Source organism: Paenibacillus sp. GD4 (assembly GCF_030846225.1).
GTDB classification, from domain to species: Bacteria; Bacillota; Bacilli; order Paenibacillales; family NBRC-103111; genus Paenibacillus_G; species Paenibacillus_G silviterrae.
Genome location: NZ_JAVCYK010000001.1, coordinates 3,192,275 through 3,207,846 on the forward strand (window position 1 = coordinate 3,192,275; position 15,572 = coordinate 3,207,846).

16 protein-coding genes and 1 riboswitch are annotated in these 15,572 nt (G+C 54.4%); of the genes, 11 read left to right on the forward strand and 5 right to left on the reverse strand.

The features are described 5' to 3' along the window. The first annotated feature begins 4 nt into the window (after window positions 1-4). Window positions 5-1,807: a sensor histidine kinase gene (locus RAC89_RS15305; RefSeq protein WP_306614474.1), complete on the forward strand. Its 1,803-nt coding sequence runs from the start codon at window positions 5-7 to the stop codon at window positions 1,805-1,807. 2 nt (window positions 1,808-1,809) lie between these two features. Here the strand turns inward: RAC89_RS15305 and RAC89_RS15310 are convergent, their stop codons facing one another. Further along, complete coding sequence (locus RAC89_RS15310; RefSeq protein WP_306614475.1) at window positions 1,810-2,442, reverse strand: response regulator transcription factor; 633 nt, start codon at window positions 2,440-2,442, stop codon at window positions 1,810-1,812. 377 nt (window positions 2,443-2,819) lie between these two features. Between RAC89_RS15310 and RAC89_RS15315 the strand changes: the two genes are divergently transcribed. Further along, the gene (locus RAC89_RS15315; RefSeq protein WP_306614477.1) at window positions 2,820-3,980 is read left to right on the forward strand and encodes an acyltransferase family protein; all 1,161 of its coding nucleotides are present in this window, start codon (window positions 2,820-2,822) and stop codon (window positions 3,978-3,980) included. Here RAC89_RS15315 and RAC89_RS15320 read toward each other — a convergent pair. Then, window positions 3,940-5,673, reverse strand: a complete 1,734-nt coding sequence (locus RAC89_RS15320; protein ID WP_306614478.1) for a methyl-accepting chemotaxis protein — start codon at window positions 5,671-5,673, stop codon at window positions 3,940-3,942. The genes RAC89_RS15315 and RAC89_RS15320 overlap by 41 nt on opposite strands. 141 nt (window positions 5,674-5,814) lie before the next feature. On the opposite strand from RAC89_RS15320, the gene RAC89_RS15325 reads away from it, so the two are divergent. Both RAC89_RS15325 and RAC89_RS15330 read left to right on the forward strand, forming a co-directional pair. Continuing rightward, the gene (locus tag RAC89_RS15325; protein ID WP_306614480.1) at window positions 5,815-5,970 is read left to right on the forward strand and encodes a hypothetical protein; all 156 of its coding nucleotides are present in this window, start codon (window positions 5,815-5,817) and stop codon (window positions 5,968-5,970) included. Window positions 5,971-6,065: 95 nt separating this feature from the next. Continuing rightward, on the forward strand, window positions 6,066-7,787 hold the full coding sequence (locus RAC89_RS15330; protein ID WP_306614481.1) for a two-component system sensor histidine kinase NtrB: 1,722 nt from the start codon (window positions 6,066-6,068) through the stop codon (window positions 7,785-7,787). A 31-nt stretch (window positions 7,788-7,818) separates the two neighbouring features. Here the strand turns inward: RAC89_RS15330 and RAC89_RS15335 are convergent, their stop codons facing one another. Together RAC89_RS15335 and RAC89_RS15340 are read right to left on the reverse strand one after the other, a co-directional pair. Then, window positions 7,819-8,685: an aldose epimerase family protein gene (locus RAC89_RS15335; protein ID WP_306614482.1), complete on the reverse strand. Its 867-nt coding sequence runs from the start codon at window positions 8,683-8,685 to the stop codon at window positions 7,819-7,821. 109 nt (window positions 8,686-8,794) lie between these two features. Continuing rightward, window positions 8,795-9,214, reverse strand: a complete 420-nt coding sequence (locus tag RAC89_RS15340) for a hotdog family protein (protein ID WP_306614484.1) — start codon at window positions 9,212-9,214, stop codon at window positions 8,795-8,797. A gap of 141 nt (window positions 9,215-9,355) precedes the next feature. Here RAC89_RS15340 and RAC89_RS15345 point away from each other — a divergent pair, with 141 nt between their 5' ends. The 3 genes from RAC89_RS15345 (at window position 9,356) to RAC89_RS15355 (ending at window position 11,766) form a co-directional block, all read left to right on the forward strand. Next, window positions 9,356-10,672 (forward strand): deoxyguanosinetriphosphate triphosphohydrolase family protein, encoded by a 1,317-nt coding sequence (locus tag RAC89_RS15345; protein WP_306614485.1) that lies wholly within the window; start codon window positions 9,356-9,358, stop codon window positions 10,670-10,672. 189 nt (window positions 10,673-10,861) lie between these two features. Further along, the gene (locus tag RAC89_RS15350; protein ID WP_306614486.1) at window positions 10,862-11,563 is read left to right on the forward strand and encodes a 3D domain-containing protein; all 702 of its coding nucleotides are present in this window, start codon (window positions 10,862-10,864) and stop codon (window positions 11,561-11,563) included. 11 nt (window positions 11,564-11,574) lie between these two features. Beyond that, a complete protein-coding gene (locus RAC89_RS15355) occupies window positions 11,575-11,766 on the forward strand; it encodes a hypothetical protein (protein ID WP_306614488.1) in 192 nt (63 codons plus the stop codon). Between the two features lie 77 nt (window positions 11,767-11,843). Here the strand turns inward: RAC89_RS15355 and RAC89_RS15360 are convergent, their stop codons facing one another. Further along, a complete protein-coding gene (locus RAC89_RS15360; RefSeq protein ID WP_306614490.1) occupies window positions 11,844-12,278 on the reverse strand; it encodes a chemotaxis protein CheW in 435 nt (144 codons plus the stop codon). 73 nt (window positions 12,279-12,351) lie between these two features. Then, window positions 12,352-12,437, reverse strand: a riboswitch (cyclic di-GMP riboswitch). A gap of 173 nt (window positions 12,438-12,610) precedes the next feature. Here RAC89_RS15360 and RAC89_RS15365 point away from each other — a divergent pair. The 4 genes from RAC89_RS15365 to RAC89_RS15380 are packed head-to-tail and all read left to right on the forward strand — an operon-like array spanning window position 12,611 to window position 15,411. Next, the gene (locus RAC89_RS15365; protein ID WP_306614491.1) at window positions 12,611-13,198 is read left to right on the forward strand and encodes an RNA polymerase sigma factor; all 588 of its coding nucleotides are present in this window, start codon (window positions 12,611-12,613) and stop codon (window positions 13,196-13,198) included. Between the two features lies 1 nt (window position 13,199). Continuing rightward, window positions 13,200-13,676: an anti-sigma factor family protein gene (locus tag RAC89_RS15370; protein WP_306614492.1), complete on the forward strand. Its 477-nt coding sequence runs from the start codon at window positions 13,200-13,202 to the stop codon at window positions 13,674-13,676. Beyond that, window positions 13,673-14,749 carry a hypothetical protein gene (locus RAC89_RS15375; protein ID WP_306614494.1) on the forward strand — a complete coding sequence of 359 codons (1,077 nt, stop codon included), beginning with the start codon at window positions 13,673-13,675 and terminating at the stop codon, window positions 14,747-14,749. The genes RAC89_RS15370 and RAC89_RS15375 overlap by 4 nt, the downstream gene beginning before the upstream one ends. After that, on the forward strand, window positions 14,746-15,411 hold the full coding sequence (locus RAC89_RS15380) for a LiaF transmembrane domain-containing protein (protein ID WP_306614496.1): 666 nt from the start codon (window positions 14,746-14,748) through the stop codon (window positions 15,409-15,411). Before RAC89_RS15375 ends, RAC89_RS15380 begins: the two co-directional genes overlap by 4 nt. The last annotated feature ends 161 nt before the right edge of the window (window positions 15,412-15,572 follow it).

Below are 15,572 nucleotides of genomic sequence, written 5' to 3' on the forward strand. Positions count from 1 at the left end.
GGGGATGACATCTACATTGCGTCAACTGCAGCTGCCGTTGCTCTTTCTGACGGCTTTCGTCATTTTTGCATTGAACGGGCTTACGAATGAATTTTTGCTGCAGCCTGTACCGGCGTCATCCTACCTTGTCCAGGCGCTCAGGCATCATCTGGATGATGCGGCGTTTGCCCTGCTGTTTGCTTTTGTCGGCTTGATCCTGCTCGGTATGTTCTTGGCGGTTCGGGGGGAGCGCGGGTTTCTCTATGTGTCCATGTTCTCTTTCGCCGCATCGACTCTGCTCCTGCTGGAGTGGGATGAGAAGAGCTTACTGTTCGGGGGCCCTGCAGATACGACCTACTACTCCCTTTTGGTCAAAACGGTACTGCTCTTCCTCGCCTTCTGTCTTATGGATTATTTGTACGGTAGGGGAAGGGCGGGAATTCACCGAAGGCTTCGGGGGCTGAGCCTGCTGCTTCCTGCCGTCACCCTTATGGCTTACGCGGTCGAGGCTCCACCGGGATATTTCTTCCTTCTGAATCAGTTGTTTCTGCTGGAGGTCATTGCCTTCGCTTCGATCCAGCTCGTCCAGATGGGAATGCTGCTAGCGGGAGGAGCGCGGGCTGCGGAGGAGCGGTGGACGGCGGGCGGTATGTTCGTGTTTATCCTGCTCGTTGCACCGGATCTCGGGAAAGACCTGCTGCAGGACGTGTTCGGCTGGAATCTGGAGGCAAAGGAGAGCCACTGGCTGCGCCAGGGATGGGAGGATACGTTTCCTTGGTCGCTGCTCGTGCTGGTCGTAACCTTCGGTGGACTCTTCCTTCGGCGGTTCGCTGCGTCCCGTCATTCCCTGGAGCTGGAGTCCGAAACGCGGATTCGAATGGACGAGCTCCTGACAAGGCTTGCCCGGATCCACCGGGTTGAGGCCCTGGAAGAGGAGATCGTAAAGGAAGGAGGCAAGCTGTTTCCGCGAAAAACCTTCGAGCTGAGGAAGCAGCCTGTGGAGGAAGATTTTCTTGAGACGGAGCAAATAGCTGTGATTGGAAAATGGAAAGGCGAACGGATCGCCGTCGGCATTGGGCCCGAGCCGGGAGGGCCGATGGTTGAGCCGGATGAGCGGGAGCGGCTGACGCTGCGGCTAATGGCCAAAACGATCGCCGTATTCTATGAGAACTTGGCGTTGGCGGATGCCCGATTGGCAGAGCTGGAAGCGGAGCGGGGAGGGGGCGAGTCATGGGCATCGAGGCTGTTTTTGCAGCTGGGAGAGAAGGAGCGCAGAAGGCTGGCCTCCGATCTGCACGATGGTGTGCTGCAGGAGCTGCTGCATCTACGACGCACAATGGGGGCTACCCGTGAAGAGCTGGCCGTCGGTTTGGAGAATATCGAATTTCAGCTTCGCGAAACGTGCAGCGAGCTGATGCCTGCTTTCCTGGCGGAGAACGGCATTGCTTCCGCCGTGACGAAGCTGGTGGAGAAGACGCGGCTCCGTGCGGACTTTGCGCTTGAGTTCGAGCAGCAGCCGCTCGGAGTAGAGCCTGGCGAGGAGCAAACGATTGCGGCATACCGCATTGTGCAGGAGCTGATTCATAACGCGATGAAGCATTCCGGGGCGGAGCAGGTGCGTCTGCGACTCGGGCCTTCCGGCAGTGGAACGGGGATGCTCATCGAGTACGAGGATAACGGCCGCGGGCTGGAGCTGTCCTCCACTGCAGGCGGAGGACTCGGTCTGCAGGGCATGCGGGAGCGTGTCCGTATGCTGGACGGCTCTCTGGAGCTGGAGTCCGAGTCCGGACTAGGGCTGCGCGTCGTTTGTCACATTCCCTGCACTTAGCGCTAGGATAAGTAGCCCAGCGCAGTTGCCCTGGCCACGGCCTCCTGCCGGGAGGAAACGGCAAGCTTCTCAAAGATACTGGAGATCAAATATTCGACATTGCGCTGGCTCATGAAGAGAGCGGCGGCAATGTCTTTATTTTTGCCTCCTTCGGCTATGAGCTCAAGCACCTTGCGTTCGTTCTCTGTCAGCCTGCGCCGAATCGCATCGTCCGTGTTCGTACGGCTGAACGACTTCGTTCGAAGCTGTCTGGCGAACTCCAGAGGTAGAACGACACGGCCCTCCATGGCTAGGGTAAGCCCGGTAACAAGCTGGTCCCCGGTGCTCGATTTGTCAAGCAGGCCGCTGACTCCGAGCTCCATGAGCCGATCGAAATGCTCCGCCAGCACTTCACCCGTCAGAATGACGATACACGCATCCGGGTGGCGATCCAGCGTCATTCCGGTTAGCTCAAAGCCATTGACCTCCGGCAGGTTGAGGTCGTATAAATACGCGTCGAAGCGGGATTGCTCCAGCTTCTGCCGGGCTTCGGCCGCGTTGGCCGCTGCAGCTACAATGAAGCCGTGCTTCTCGAGAATCATCTGTGTGCCGGCCAGAAACATCGGGTGGTCGTCCACCAGCAATAAGGTTGTCATGGAGCGTGCGCCTGCCTTATGTAAGAGTAGTTGCTTTTACTATACCATAAGCTTGGGAGCTGCGGTCTCGCGGTTGCCGCCTCTTTTTGACCAAATGAAAAAAAAGACCCGCAGCAACAGGCTGCAGGCCATCCAGTAATATATATTAAAAAAGGGGGTCGAGGATTATTATAGGACATGAACATTAAAGGAAAATGAAAAACAGATTTCAATTGGGTTACAATTTTTTCCTCCTGTTTCCACAAAGAGTCACCGAAGCGTCACCGAAACGTTTTCCGAAGCAAAAGCTTGCGTTCCCGGCCCTCGTTTCTTCGGTGAACGGCCCTTTCTTCCATGATAAAGTAAGGACCGGACACCAAGGGAGGATGAACGATAGGATGCAACAACCTATAATAAAACAGAGACTTGTTTACCTGGACCACCTCAAAATTGCGTTGATGATGCTGGTCGTAGCTCATCATGCCGGGCAACCGTACGGTTCCTCGAACGGCTTTTGGTTTTTCAAGACGCAGGAGACGACCGAGCTCGGCAGCTTCTTTGCCGTAAACGCGGGCTTTTTCATGAGTCTGTTTTTCCTGCTATCGGCATACTTCATGCCCGCTTCCTTCGACCGCAAAGGGGCGGGTCATTTCCTGAAGGATCGGCTGGGGCGCTTCGGCATTCCGCTGCTGCTGGGCTTCCTCGTGATGATTCCGCTGTTGATGTACACTTACTATACTTCCTTTCGGGGCTATCCCCCTATTAGCTTTCCTGACTACTATATTCATGTGTACCTCGGTCTTGGAAGCAAGCCGGCCAACTGGACAGGCCCCTCTTGGCCCGATTTCAACTTCGGCCATCTGTGGTTTATCGAGCATCTGCTGTTCTATTCACTCGTGTACGCGTTTCTTCGCCGCCTCGTCCCGGTCCGGCCGATCACCGGCAGCAAAGGCGCGTTTCCTAAATCAAGCACGATTGTTGCATACGCGTTAGGTATCGGAGCGGTTACCTTCCTCGTGCGAATAGAGTACCCCATAGATCGCTGGGTCGGATTTCTCGGCATTATCCAGACGGAGTTCGCCCATGTGCCTCAGTACGTATCGTTCTTCATCGCAGGAGCTCTCGCAGCCCGCAGGCAATGGCTGGACAAGCTCCCGGCGAAGCAAGGCTTCCTCTGGCTTGCCGTAGGGGGAACACTTGCGGGTATACAGTACGCGGGTCTCCTTCGCATACACAGCTTCGGCGGTTTGGCATGGGGGAGCTTCTACTACTCTCTGCATGAAACCTTCATGTGTGCAGGACTGTGCATTGGCTTGATCACGCTGTTCCGGCATTATGGCTACCGGTCCTTCCCGGTCCTGAAAGCAATGGCTGCCGGCACCTATGCGGGGTACATCATCCATGTTCCCATCGTAGTCGCACTACAGTTTTTTGCGGAGGAATGGCCGATAAGTCCGTTCCAGCGGTTTGTTTGGGTAACTCTTCTAGGGATTCTCGGAAGCTTCCTCATCAGCCATTTCATCCTCCGCCGGTTGCCTCTGGCGAGACGAATTCTGTAGCGGCACTCAGCTTGAATTCCTGCACCTTGCGATCCAGATTGCCGGCGATGAACCTGACCCCGCGGGAGGAGGATGAGATTTCGTGCACGGTAGCGGTCTGCTCCTCCGCCGATGCGGCTACCTGCTCCGCAGCGGCAGCGGTGCTCTCCACGACCCGTCCGATGCCCTCCACCGCTTCCATCGATTCTTGTGCGCGCTCCAGCACCTGAAGGAATACCTCTTGCAGCTCCGCCGTTTTGCTGCGAGTGTCCTCGGTACAGGCTAAGATGGTCCCTAGCGCGGTTTGTCCCGAGGTCATATATTGGAGCTGCTCCTGAATGCCCAGCATGCTAGCATCCATTTCACGGGTCGTAAGTCCGGTGCCTTCGACAACACCCTGAATCAAGGTGTTGATTTCCAATGCCGCCGCTTTTGTCTGCTCGGCCAGCTTTCGCACCTCCGCTGCAACGACGGCAAAGCTTCGGCCTTGCTCTCCCGCGCGGGCCGCTTCGATCGAAGCATTCAGAGCCAGCAGATTGGTTTGATCCGAAATCTGTTTGATCAAACCGATGATGCCTTCGATCTCCTTGGACCGTTCATTCAGGCGATGCATCGAGTCGGAGGAGCTTTGGAGCGTATCCCGTATGGAGTACAGGTGCCGGCTCGCTTCGGAGATCGACTCGCTTCCCCTCACGGCAGCGGCGAAGGATTGCTCCGCATCTTCCAAGGCAGCGTGGACGGTATCGCTGCCAAGCTTCATCTGCAGAACCGTAGACTGCATCTGCCCGCGAATGATCGAGAGGCGGTCATTTTGCTCCGTTACCCCTTCAGCGATGCTCTGTACGGCACTGGCTACCTCGGTGGAGGCATGCTCGCTTTGCTGAGCGGCTTCGGATAAGTAATCGCTGTTTTGCTTCAGGTTTACCGACATGTCGCGGAGAGTTGACATCATCTGCGACAGCCTAGTTCGCATCAGCTCAAAGGTTCCCGCCAGCTCTCCCAGCTCATCCTTGGATCGGAGGGCCACCCTTCGGGTCAGGTCTCCCTTAGAGATCGCGGCAGCCCCTTCGGCCAAAAGGCGTACACCCTGCAGGGTCGGTCTGCTTATTAGGTAAGACATGCCAAGACAGAAGATCATCGCCACGGCGCTAAGCCACATCATCTTGGCTTGAAAGTCCGTTACCAGCCGCTCGAAGGGCGCACTTGGCATCCCTACAAAGAACATACCTACGACGTCACCTCCGGCATCCTTGATCGGTTCATAAATGGCCTCGTGCATCTTGCCCAGCACAAGCGTCTCTCCGACGAACTCCTGCTTCTCCGCCAATACCTTTTGCTCCACTTCCTTGGAGGCTGTCGTACCGATTGCCCGCTTTCCCTCGCTCATTGCATTCGTGGAAACACGTAAATTCCCGTTAAAAATAGTGATGGAGTCGCCGGTGAATTGTCCGATTTCATCTACCAGTTCGTGCTGATCCTGAAGCAGAGCCGTTCCCTTGTACAGCTTGCCGTCCTTAAGGGACCACTCCCCCGGGTACTTCAGCTGCACGTAAGCCTTGGCCATAGCCAGGTCGGATCGCAGTTTAAGAGAAGCGGATTCCCGGATTTCCGATTTCATCGTAGTGCCCAAATAAGCATAAGACATAGCGGAATACAATAGTAAAATGAAAGCAAAAGCACCCATTAGCTTCACAAGTATGGAATTCCATCTCATTATCCGTCATCTCCCACCGATGTATAAACATTATACAAACATTATACGAAAGTGATACAGGTTTGTAAATCCAGGAAAAGCAGATACATAAAATTTCGCAGTCAGGGAAGGCTTAATGCAAAAACCTATAGGAGGCTGGCAATGGAGGACCTGGGACCGGATAAAATAACTGATTTGTTAGCAACTACAGTGGATGCGGATGATTTGCTGCCTCCCGAATCTGCGGAGGAAGCAGAGCGGAGGGATCGGAAGCAGGCCGAAATCAGGCAGCCGTTGTTTAACAAAGATCGGACCTGAATACCCTTCGAAAGAGCAGGATGCATAAAGCTCGAAATACGTCGATAAAAGGTTGAAAAGGCTGGGTGATTCCCCTATAGTTGATCTAATGCACCGTGGCTGACGGCTGGGGGATGGTAACGATGTTGGGATTAAAGGATACAATGCTGCAAGTGCTGCTCGCCCTGTTTCCAGCGCTGCTGCTTGGAATCGGTTATAGCCAGAGGGATGGAGAACGCAAGCCGGAGAGCGGCCTGGGATTCTCGATGAATCAAAGACTGGTGCTGCTTTGCGGCATCTCTTGCATTCTTTGCATTTTGTTTTCCTTTCCAATGGAAGGCTTCTATATGTTCGATATGCGGATCGTTCCCTACGCGGTGGGGGTTTTGTACGGCGGATACGTGAGCGGGCTGCTGCTGACGCTCCTTTACTTCGGTTTGCGCGTGGCCACGCTTGGGGGCGGCTTGGCTTTTGTGGTGTTTATCACGCTTCACAGCATCCTGGTTCCTGCCTTCTTCCTGTACAAGAACAAATTTCAGGCAGCCGATGCCAGAGGGAAAATCATCATTGCCGTAGGCTTGCAAGGTTTTGGTTGGCTGATGACCTCTGCAGGGCTTGCCTATCGAAAGTGGCAGGCTCCTACAGAGCTTTCCGCAGAGTTTTATTTATTTCTTATCTGCTTTTGCATGCTCCAGCTGGTTTCTGTAGCCGTTGTCGTCCATTTGGTTGAGAATCTGAGGGAAAGGCAGCGCCTGCAGCACGAGCTTAAGGAAATGTCCGTTAAACATCGAAGTGAGGCATTCAAGCTGCAGCAGCTGATCGACGCGACTCCGGTCAGCATCATCGCCATTGATGAGAAGCAAAGCGTTACCCTGATCAATGACACGGTGATGAGCTTTTTTCCTCACTTAAACAAAAAGGACTTGCTCGGAACTCCATACTCGTATATATCGAAGGTCTTTAAGAAAGATCAGGAACAGAGCCTCATGGTGCAAGCGCTTCAAGGAAAATATATCCGATCCCAGATCCAAACTTACCAGGAGCGTACCTTTGTCACCAGTGCCTTTCCCATCAAGCTGGAGGATCAAAGGATTACGGGGGCCGTCATGGTATCCATGGAAACGACGGAGCTCATTCGACTGCGCCGGGAAATCGGTCATATGGAGCAGCTTAGTCTGGTTGGCCAGATGGCGGCAAGCATTACCCACGAAATCCGCAATCCGATGGCGGTCATTCGCGGCTTCGTGCAGCTGATGCAGGAGAAAAAGATGGTATCTAACGAACAGTACCTTGAAATCATGCTGGAGGAGCTGGATCGGGCGAACGGAATTATCGACGACTTCCTTTCCTTGGCCCAGAATCGTGTGGTACCCATGGAGTATTGCGACCTGCATGCAATCATCAGACAACTGGAGCCGTTAGTCCTGGCGGAGGCCAATCTTCGGGGTCATACGCTCAGGCTGGAGCTCAGCCCCGAGCTCAGTCCCTTGCTGCTGAATGCCAAAGAGATCAAGCAGCTGCTCCTGAACCTCTTGCGCAACGGAATGGAGGCGATGGAGGAGAAGGGGGTGCTCACGATCACCACCCGCGAACTGGAAGAGGAGGTCGAGCTCCAGGTCTCCGATACCGGCAAAGGAATTCCGGAAGAGGTAAGGCGGAAGCTGTTCGAGCCTTTCTTCACGACCAAGACCAGAGGTACGGGGCTAGGGCTTGCGGTATGCCTAAGCATTGTAGAACGCCATCATGGCAGGATTACAGTAGATTCGAACCCGGGGAAAGGGTCTGCCATTACGATACTTTTCCCGAAAAGGAACAAAGAAGCACTCTCGGGCCCCTAAAGGGCTTAGAGTGCTTCTTTGTTTTCCACAATTAAGCTTCCGCGCGTATTTGCAAGCTTGCCGTCAGCGTCTCTCCGGGGGATACGTAGACAAGCTCCTTTTGTACGTTCAGCTCATTCGTTTTGGCCATCCAAGGCTCGACACAAACAAACGGCTTGCCTTCGACGGCCCATAGAACCACATACCGAAACTGGGGATCATAGCTCATCCGTACGGCATAATCCTCTGAGGGAGCAAAACGGATTTCCGGGCGGGTGGAATCAAGCAGAGCGACCGATTCCGGCTTGCCTTCCAAATCGACGGTGCCGTGAAACGGCTTCACCTGACCGTCGTTGTAGTCGTACAGCTCGGTGGCGCCTGTCAGCTCGTAGGTCAGCTTCTTCCGATCCGTTGCAAAATAAGGATGAAAGCCCGGGTACATCGGCATGGCAGCATCCGACAGATTGCGGTACTCCTGCTGGAGCGTTAAAGTCCCCTCCTTCAAGGAATAAGTGAAGCGCAGCTCGAAGGGGAAAGGGTAGGACTTCAGCGTCTCTTCGTCGCTGGAGAGCGACAGGGTGACGGAAGCCTGGCCGTCGGTGCTTGTACCGATGATCTTCCACGAACGTGTGCGCGCGAGCCCATGGTTGCTCATCTTGTATGTATGCCCGTTCCATGAATACATCCCGTCTTGAAGCTGTCCGGAGATAGGGAACAGTACGGGATTGCCGCCGCGCACATTGGCTTGCTCATCCTGATAGGTAGCCTCGTCGAGGTAAAACAATTCCTTGCCGTGCGAACGGAAGCGGATAGCCATTCCTCCTCTGCCAGGGGCTACGGTAACCGCGGAATCTGTCGCGGCATCGATCAGTTCGACCTCGTTAAATCGATTGTTATGTTCCACTATTTGGTAAGACATACCATTCCTCTTTTCGGGTAAAATATAACTCTTTTACAACCACCTGTACTTCATCTGACGGGGCTCCTGCTTCTCTTTTTATTCTGGGAGACGATAACCGGATATAAGCTTACGGAGTCTTTGGGGATTCGGTTTGATAATACACCATGAGCTCGTCGGCCTTTACAATAACGCTACCGTCTACGCTGGCCGTCCCTTTGCCAAGCACGAACCCTCGGCGATTGCGTACAATTTCGTATTTAAGCTCAATCCGGTCACCCGGGCGGGCTTGGCCGAGAAACTCTACACCGCCGAAGGCCGACAAAAAACCGAGACCGCCCGAGCTTCCGCTCATGGCAAAAGCGCCGAGCTGCGCCAGTGACTCCAGAATCATCGTTCCCGGCATATAAGGATACTCCTCGGTAATAAACCACTCGTTCCACGTCACGTTCTTCCAACCTGTGGCCGAGACGCCCGGCTCTACTTCCGTTACCCGATCCACCATGAGAAAAGGGTATCGATGGGGTAATACGCTTGGAATCGTATGCATGCTGCTCTGACCTCCATGATTTGTCTATCCATGCTGTATTCGACAGTCTGGTAACGAATTCCTTTCACGATTTAACCGATCTCCCCATGACAGAATGCTGTTAGATAAGGTATCATGAATAGAGAGATAGGAGGAGACAGCATGGAGATTCGAAAGCAGCGCTTATTCGATACATCAAACAGCAGGTCCAGTGAAGAAAGAGACGAGTACGAAAAGGACTATGCGCGACTCATCCAATCGCCGGCCTTCCGGCGTCTGCAGGGGAAGTCACAGGTATTCGGAGCAGGCTCCGGCGATTACTATAGAACGAGGTTGACGCATTCGCTCGAGGTATCCCAGATTGCCAGGGAAACCGCCAGGCGTATGGGAAAGCAGTATGAGTTTTTGCAGAAGAACGAACACCCGGGGCTTATGGTGGTTCCGGAGGTGGTGGAATGCGCGTCCCTTGCGCATGATTTTGGACATCCGCCGTTCGGCCATAAGGGGGAAGAGGTGCTCAACAAGCTGCTTTCGGCTGAGCATGGGCTCGCTTATGAAGGGAATGCGCAAAACTTCCGGATTTTGATGTTTCTGGAGAAGCGGGCCGGCAGCGGCAGCGGGTTGGACCTGACGGCGGCTACCCTGCTGGCCATCAATAAGTACCCGTATTCGATGGAGGAGCCCGGTCGGCTCAAGGGGGTGTACGGTATGGAATGGGAGGGCATCTCCTACCTTCGCGACCTGTGGGGGATGCCGGTCGGCTGTCCGACGCTGGAGGCCCAGCTCATGGATTTATGCGACGATATCGCCTATTCGACCCATGATATAGAAGACGGCATCCGTGCCGGCAAGATCCAGATGAACCGGACCTTCTTCGAGGATGACCGGCTGGTGGAGAATCTGATCCAAGAGATCGTTCAGGATCATGGGAACGCCGATGTAGGCTGGGATCAGGTGGATATGAAGGTCATGGTGCGTCAGGTACTGGATGCGTATCTGGAGCAGTGGGAGCAGATCTATGCGGAGTGTAACCGCGAGTCCTCCCGTACGAGGCGGGAGATGAAAGCCCGGTGGGTAAGCTTGTTCGCCGGCAGAGTCGGCATTATCGACGATCCGAAGCGCGGCTGGAAACGGGTCACCTTCGTGCGCGACGGTCAGCAGGATCTGGAGCTGCTTCGGACGATGGAGATTCTTAAGAAGCTTGCCTGGGTGACGCTGATTAAGGATTTTCGCGTCCAGCGGCTGCAGAAGCGCAGCGAGATTATGCTCCAGCAGCTGTGGGACAGCTTCAAGCATTATGAGACCGGCCGGCTGATTCTGCCGCCGGATTGGAGCGAGAGCTACGAGCAGCATAAGGAGAAGTGGTCTTGGCCGCGGCTGGTGGCGGATTACATCTCCGGCATGACGGATGCGTATGCGGACAAAGTGTACGCTGAGCTGTTCGCCAGCCGTTCCGGCTCGATCTACGAAATGGACTAAAGGGCCAGGCCGTCTATGAAATAGTGAAGCCGCATTGAGGAAAGCCTCGCTTTCTTTCGATGCGGCTTCTTTGGATTTCGCAAGGGAGATACACCCTCCTCGGGTTAAAGCAGGTTTAGAATCTAGTAATTCGGGCAACTCTAGTTACTAGTCATAGGAACCTACTTTTTTTCGAGGAGGAGTTAGAAGATGAGAACGACAATGCGAAAGTGGACGATCATGGTGGCTATTGTGGTATTATTAAGTGTGAATTCTAGAGCGGATGCATATATTGAAATGGAAGATGTTATGCGCAACGAAATTTTGGAATCGGGGTATTTGCCATATGGTCTGGCCATGCTGGAAGAAGAGCCTCCGGCACCTGAGGAGGAGCGGAAGCCTGTCGTTCCGGAAGCCGTCAAATACCAGGTGAACCGGGGAGATACATTGTACAAGATCGCCCGCGATTTCGGCATCAACGTACAATTGCTGGCTGCAGCGAACGGGATTCAGAATGCCAATGCTCTGCGTATAGGGCAGGAGCTGGAAATCCCGGCTATCGGAGGGGAGCTGGAGCTGCCGGCCGGTGAGGCTAAGGTGATCAAGAAGGTGCTTAGCTCCACTCTGACAGCTTATACGGCTGGGGTGGAATCGACGGGCAAAACGCCTTCCAGCCCCGCCTACGGCATCACCTACAGCGGCAGCAGGGCGACGGAAGGGCGTACGGTAGCAGTAGATCCGAACATCATTCCGCTCGGTTCACTGGTTTATATTGACGGTGTAGGCGTCCGTCAGGCGGAGGATACCGGCTCGGCGATCCGCGGCGCCAGAATCGACGTCTACATGGAGGACGTAAAGCAAGCAAGGCATTTCGGCGTGAAGAAGAATGTCAAGGTATATGTGTTGTCGTAAGGAAGCTGAAGATGAAGCTGAAGGAGCAGTGCTGTGTGAACCCGGAACAACAGAAGGAAGCCGTTGTGGACACGTACATAGAGGATTACGAGGAGTTCGTAGATGAGGACGACCGCTGGAGACCGAGCCCCGTCGGCAATTCGGGCAGGCAGAAGGACCGCAGGCATGCCGTCAAGCCGCCGGAGCAAGGAAGGAAGCGGTGAGGAAACAAAAAAAGCAGCCCCGTCATCCCTCGAAGGGAAGATGGGGCTATTTCCTGTTGGAAGCGCAAATGCACGGTTTAGTGATATTCTTGAAACATGCCGTTCAAGCTGAGGATGCCGATGAGGCCGGTAGGTGAAAAACCAATGCCGGACAAGCAGTTCGAGCTTACGGAGCCTAGCTGCTCCGGCGGAGGCTGAATATCCGTAAACCGGGTCACCTTGTTGACGCGATCGACGATCATGCCGACCGTTTCCTCTCCGAGACGAACGATAATAATGCGGGTGGCTTTGGTAACAGCCTCTTCGGGAAGGCCGAAAAGCAGGCAAAGACTCACGATGGGGATGATGTACCCCCGTATGTTAATGACGCCTTTCATGTAGCTCTGCGCTTGCGGGAGTCTGGTAATGCTCTGCATTTTGATGATTTCATGAATGTCTTGAATCGGGAGAGCATAGGGCTCGCTCCCAAGGCTGAATTCGACATACTGCTCCTGTTCCATGGCTTGCATCATTTCCCCTCCTAAGCTTGATAAAAAGAAAAACTGCCCTTAACGCAGGGGCAGTTCCTCGTACAAAGCTCTCCCCAATGGCAGCCCGGCTGCCTTGGCGTCACTCGCTTTAGGCCCGTAGCTTTGCGTCCCCTCCTTTCGGCGGGTTTGCCTTTTTCATTCAGTTAGAAGTCAGTCATTCGACATAATTCGAGTTATACCTTGAGTATACCACGATTTTTGTCGAAATCTAGCATTTATTTTGGTGACATAGCAGCAAGGATTACGTTTTCTGTGTAAGATGATGATGCTTAAGGCACATTTTTTTTGCTAAGCTGCAGTGATTCCCTTCGTACATGACGTCTATATACCTGGAGAGGAGGGGGAGAGTCATCACAGAGGAGCAAAGGATCGCGCAGGCAGCGTCCGGGGATCGGGAAGCGTTCAGGCATCTGGCCCTGCAATACGGACCTTACCTGTATCAAGTTGTATATGGCGTGCTTCAATCGCCGAAGGATGCCGAGGATGTGACGCAGGAGGTGCTGCTCAAAATGCACTCTGCCCTCCCTCAGTATCAGCAGCAAGGGTTCAAGACTTGGATTACTCGTATAGCGGTAAACAAAGCGATCGACTTTAAGCGTTCAAGGCAGCGCAAACGCGAGGAGCTGACGGACGACGTTGAAATGCTGCTGGACGCGCCGGCGACTGTGCCGACCAGCGCGGTCGAGAAGCACGTATTAAGCAGGGAGCAGCGTGAGCAGGTTCGAAGCTCGATCCGGCAGCTGCCCGAGGCTTACCGGGATGTAGTGGTCGCCTTTTATATTGAGGAAAAAAGCTATCAGCAAATTGCATTGGAGCAGAAGCTGGCGCTCAAAACCGTAGAATCCAAGCTGTACCGGGCCAAGCAGTACATGCGCAGAACATGGAAGGAGGAGGACCACTAGAATGACGCACCCAACAAGAGAACAATGGCTCGACTATGCAGGCGGCCGAATGACCGAAGAGCAGCGGGAGCACTGTGACTTGCATCTTGCCCAGTGTGACGAATGCTTGATGCTGTATATGGATTGCCTTGGTGCAGTGTCGAATGAGATGCCTCAGCTGGCGGATCCGGCCGAACTGACCGAGCGGGTGCTGAAGCAGCTGCCGCCGGTCCTTGTACCGTCCGAGCCGCATCGTTCAAGGCTGTGGAGTCATCCGGTCTTTCACTACGCGGTTGCTGCTGCCATCACGCTGCTGCTTGTGAGCACGGGCATTTTTCAAGCTCTGCTGGGCAGCACCGGACAGCATGCGGTTGCCAGGGCTTCGTTGTACGATAACGAGTATGCCGCCCAGCAGTCCTTCTCCAGCCGGCTGCTGGATAAGACGGTGCTCGTCCTGGATTCCATTCAATCAAAAACAGAAAGAGGGGGTAAGCGATGAACCCGACAGTCCCACCCAAACATCCGATGGTTGCTTTTCTGCTTTCTTTTATTCCCGGGCTTGGCTTCCTGTATTTGGGGAAGCTGGGGAAGGGGCTGCTCTACGGCTGCGGCTTCTTCGGGCCTTTAGGCTTGCTGTTCCTTGCGCTCCTGCTGCGAAACGGGCGAGGCGCCGATGAGCTGCTTATCCTGCCGCTGTTCTCCGTCCTGATCGCCTTAATCAATCTGATCGATATGGCGCGGACGGTAAGCCGGGGTGCCCAGGCGGCTCACGGGGCTGGGGAGCATCAGAGGCGCGATCAGGATCGCGGCTTTACGATTGCGCTTTCCTTTATCCCGGGGCTGGGCCATCTTCAGCTTGGATTGATGCAGCGCGGACTATCTCTTTTGATCTCGTTTATCGGATTCGGAATGATGATCATTTTCATCACCGCGTGGACGAAGCAGGATGAGTTTCTCGCCTTCCTCGGCATTTTGCCTGTTTTCTGGATTTATTCCATGTTCGATGTCATTCAGCAGCTCAATCGTAAGGAACGGGGAGAGGAGCTTGCAGATCGCTCGGTATTCGAGGATTTTCAGGATAACCGCGAGGCAGGGAAGAGGAACAAGCTGCTGGCGACCCTGCTCTGCATGTTCCCGGGCGCGGGCCATATGTACCTGGGCTTTCAAAAGCGCGGCTTGCAGCTGATGGCGGCTTTCTTGTTCAGCATTTACATCATGGATGTGCTTCGCTTGTCGATTTTCTTGTTTCTTATTCCGATCCTATGGTTCTACAGCTTCTTTGACGGCCTCCAGCATATTTCGAAGCATGGCAAGGGAGACGTACAGGACGTGCCGATCGTTGACTGGCTCATTCATCATCAGCGCTGGGTAGGCTTCGGTCTGCTCGCGCTCGGCGCTTATTACTTGTTTGACCAGGTGATCCTTGGCATTCTAGAGCAAATGTTTCCGGGCGCGCGCATCACTTATCGGATCGAGCGGTATTTTCAGACGGTGGTCGTATCGTTGCTCTTTATTGGCGGGGGCATTCGCCTTCTTGCGGGGAGCAAGGGGAAGAAGGAGGGACCCAAATGAGAACTTGGCGTGTAGGGACGCTGTCCATGGGAGTTACGCTGGTAGGTCTTGGCGCAGCGCTGCTGGGCTCGCAATTTCAAGGGCTGGCGGCGTTCGACACCTTCGTGGCCTGGTGGCCGGTCCTTTTGATTCTGCTCGGGCTGGAGGTGCTGCTGTACTTGTTCTTCCAGAGGAAGGAAGAGCAGCGGGTGCATTATGATTTTCTAAGCATGCTTTTCGTTGGGGTACTGTTCAGCGGCTGCCTGGCCTTCACCTTCCTCACCAGCTTGGGCGTTGTCGGGGAAGTAAGAGGGATGCTGCAGCAGGTAGAGACGACATCCTCGCTTCCGGCGCTTCAGGAGGCACTCCCGTCCGAAGTGAAGAAGGTCATCGTCCAAACGACAGGCCGTCCGCCGAAGGTAGACCGTTCGCCGGAACGCACTGTCCATGTGTTCGGCACCTACCGGCAGATGCTTAAGGCAGGAGACAACGGGAGTCCGCTTTCCCGGGATGCCGTCTACGAGGTGAAGCAGGTCGGGGAGACGCTGTACATTCTTATCAAGTCGCTCCCGATGGAACGAGGGATACGAGCCTACTATCCTGACATGAATGTAACGGTTGTTTTGCCCGGCGATCTGCAGGCTGAGGTTAGAGGGCCGGGGAACGAGCCGATCCAGCTGTAAAATATAAAGAACCGCTCACCCGGGTAAAGGGGAAGAGCGGTTCTTGCTTGTAGTAACGGTTTCGCACGCTCTCGGCTCATTACCGGTTTGTGAGGAAGTTATCATTTTGCCGGTATTCTCTCCCGCCACGGATTCATGTAAAATAAGACTGTACCTATAAC